The organism is Pseudomonas sp. 05T35 (assembly GCF_056396605.1).
Window position 1 is genome coordinate 1 of sequence record NZ_JBFTLU010000070.1, and the last position, 2,949, is coordinate 2,949.

At 59.7% G+C, this 2,949-nt stretch carries 3 protein-coding genes; 2 read left to right on the plus strand and 1 reads right to left on the minus strand.

Annotated features, from left to right (window positions below; all coding sequences use genetic code 11):
• The first annotated feature begins 58 nt into the window (after nucleotides 1–58).
• Nucleotides 59–196 carry a hypothetical protein gene (locus AC1DH9_RS07760; RefSeq protein ID WP_054596264.1) on the plus strand — a complete coding sequence of 46 codons (138 nt, stop codon included), beginning with the start codon at nucleotides 59–61 and terminating at the stop codon, nucleotides 194–196.
• A gap of 67 nt (nucleotides 197–263) precedes the next feature.
• Nucleotides 264–1,226 (plus strand): M29 family metallopeptidase, encoded by a 963-nt coding sequence (locus AC1DH9_RS07765; protein ID WP_427539155.1) that lies wholly within the window; start codon nucleotides 264–266, stop codon nucleotides 1,224–1,226.
• A gap of 201 nt (nucleotides 1,227–1,427) precedes the next feature.
• On the opposite strand, the gene rluB is transcribed toward AC1DH9_RS07765, so the two are convergent.
• On the minus strand, nucleotides 1,428–2,711 hold the full coding sequence (rluB, locus tag AC1DH9_RS07770; RefSeq protein WP_123583961.1) for a 23S rRNA pseudouridine(2605) synthase RluB: 1,284 nt from the start codon (nucleotides 2,709–2,711) through the stop codon (nucleotides 1,428–1,430).
• Nucleotides 2,712–2,949: the final 238 nt, after the last annotated feature.

A 2,949-nucleotide genomic window follows, 5' to 3' on the forward strand; every position in this document is an offset into this window, starting at 1 on the left:
ATTCATGCACTGAAAACAGCACCGCCATTCAACCTTAAAGCTATCAGGGAGATTCACTATGCAAGCAATGAATAAAGACCTGGAAACCGAACTGCAACTGGACGAGTGGTTTGAAGCGCCGACTCACGACGCAGCTGTTGAAATGATGCAAGCCGACGCGGTCGTTCCGTTCGGCACGGCGATGTGGCCTTTGTAAGAAATCCAGGCAGGTACGCGCCGGCCGGTCGTACCTGCCACTATTCGCTGACTGTCAGGGAGGATTCATGGATAGACTCCGCGCCATTTCGCATTTCCTTTACTACCTCGAACACCACCCTGCCCTCGTTGGCGTACGTCCGGCCAAGGTCTTGCTTGGACATACGCAACCTTACGAAGCATTGACCGGCGCGATCATCGAGCAAGCGTCCAACGAGCCATTTCACTTCAGTGCCATGCGCCTGGACCTCGAACCAACCCAAACCCTGGCGCAGGCGATTGCCGACTGCGATCTGTACATTTTCTTCTATGACTCGTCGACCTTGCCCAACCCGCGTCCGGACGGCCCCGACTTTGTTCGCGCCCTGCAAAGCGTCATGGCCGACCACTGGAAGAAGTCGCTGCTGTTCAAGGATTACGGCGATTACTTCTACGACACCTTCAGCGTCACACCACGACGTATCGCCGGGCTCAACAGCCATCTGATCCAGCGCATGTCCCAGGCCACCACCCTGAGCTTCAGTGATCGCCATGGCTCTTACTTCGAAACACCGCTGAGCAGCATCAAGAAGTGGACCAATATCAACGGCGTCGGCAACTTCGACCTGGCGCCCGGCGAGATTGCCACCCACAGCGAAGCCATCAATGGCCAGGTAAAGTTCGTCGGCACCTTCCTCGGCACCATTCCCTTCGCCCGCAAATATGGTGTGCTCGAATCACCGCTGGAGTTGTGGATCGAGAACTCGACCATCAGCCGAATCGCCACGCAAGTGCCGGGGCTGGAACATGACTTCAACAAATACCTGGATGCCAACCCGTCCAACCGACGCATCGAGGAGTTGGGGATCGGCACCAATGAGGGCGTCAAGGACCTGTATGCCCGCAACGCCGGCTTCGAAGAGCGCCATTGCGGCCTCCACCTGGGGTTGGGCGGTGGCGCCAAGGGCAGCCATCACCTGGACCTGATCTTCGCCAGTGGTGTGTTGGCACTGGATGACAAGCCCGTGTTTGATGGGCGGTTTGTGTTCTAGTCCTGAAGATGGTGGGGCAGCTACTGACCTCATCGCGAGCAGGCTCGCTCCCACATTTGAGCGCATTTATCTGAACGATCTCGTTCACCTGTGGGAGCGAGCCTGCTCGCGATGACAGACTCAAAAACACTGCATCACTAAAGCCGAGGCAAAAAAAAACGCCAACCCGGGGGTAGGCGTTTTTTATGGAGCGCTTACCGATTATTCCGGCTTGCGACGACCAAAGCCAGGACGCTGGCCGGAACCGGCCGGTGCGCCGCGACGCTTGCCCGATGGCGCATCACGGTCGACCAGGACGATGCCCGGGCGCTTTTTCGGCGCAGGCTTGGCCGGGCGCTTGGTGTCGGACGGACGGTCTGCCACTGGCGTACCGCGACCCGACTCACCACGACCTGCCGGCGCACCGCGATCACTGCGACCACCGGCTGGAGCACCGCGGCCTTCGCCACGTTCAGTGCGACCGTTGGCCGGACGCGGAGTGCGTGGACCGCGCTCGCCATCCTGACGTGGTGCAGGCTTGCGAGCCGGACGCTCGCCTTCGATCTGCGGCTCGCGCGCTGGACGCGGGCCAGCAGCCGCTGGAGCGCCGGTCGCTGGACGCAGGGTCCGCACGCGCTCGCTCTTGCCGACCGGGCGCGACGACTTGCGCTGCATACGCTCAAGCTTGTCTTTGCTCTTGGCGTTCATTTGCGGCATGGCCACCGGGGTCAAACCGACTTCAGCACTCAGTACGTCGACTTCGTACTGGCTCATTTCGCGCCAGCGGCCCATCGGCAGGTCAGAGTTGAGGAACACCGGACCGAAACGCACGCGCTTCAGACGGCTGACCACCAGCCCCTGGGATTCCCACAGACGTCGAACTTCACGGTTACGACCTTCCATCACCACGCAGTGGTACCAGTGGTTGAAACCTTCGCCACCTGGCGCCTGCTTGATGTCGGTGAACTTCGCCGGGCCGTCTTCGAGAACGACACCAGCCTTCAGGCGCTCGATCATTTCGTCGTCGACTTCACCCCGTACACGTACCGCGTACTCGCGGTCCATTTCGTAGGAAGGGTGCATCAGGCGGTTGGCCAGCTCACCGTCGGTGGTGAACATCAGCAAACCGGTGGTGTTGATGTCCAGACGACCGATGTTGATCCAGCGGCCTTCTTTGGGTTTCGGCATTTTGTCGAACACGGTCGGACGGCCTTCCGGGTCGTCACGGGTGCAGATTTCGCCGTCGGGTTTGTTGTACATGATCACGCGGCGGACCGATTCGGCCGCTTCTTCACGCTTGATCACCTTGCCATCGATGGTGATGGCGTCGTGCAGGTCGACTCGCAGGCCAAGGGTGGCATCTTTGCCGTTGACCTTGATCCGGCCATGACTGATCCAGGCTTCTACGTCGCGGCGCGAGCCGACGCCGATACGGGCGAGGACTTTCTGCAGTTTTTCGCCTGCTGGGCCGATTTCCTGGTCGTCTTTCTGGTCGTTGATACTCATCTGGGCACCTCCCGGTGTGGTCTGTTCAGGCCTGGCCTGAAGATTTGAAATCTGGTCTTTGGGCGAAAGGATCGCCGAAGGGTCGCGAATCATACGCGCATGACGCCGCTCGCGCATCAGAGACTAGCGGATAAACGGTCGGTTAATTGTTTTTCCGCTGACCGGTGGTACGGAGTCAGATCAATCACAACACTGAACTACTGTGGGAGCGAGCCTGCTCGCGATAGCGGAGTGTCAG

Bases quoted from the DNA above. Each gene is read 5' to 3' on its own strand.
- AC1DH9_RS07760 (WP_054596264.1), top strand. From the start codon at position 59: ATGCAAGCAATGAATAAAGACCTGGAAACCGAACTGCAACTGGACGAG.
- AC1DH9_RS07765 (WP_427539155.1), top strand. From the start codon at position 264: ATGGATAGACTCCGCGCCATTTCGCATTTCCTTTACTACCTCGAACAC.
- rluB (WP_123583961.1), bottom strand. From the start codon at position 2,711: ATGAGTATCAACGACCAGAAAGACGACCAGGAAATCGGCCCAGCAGGC.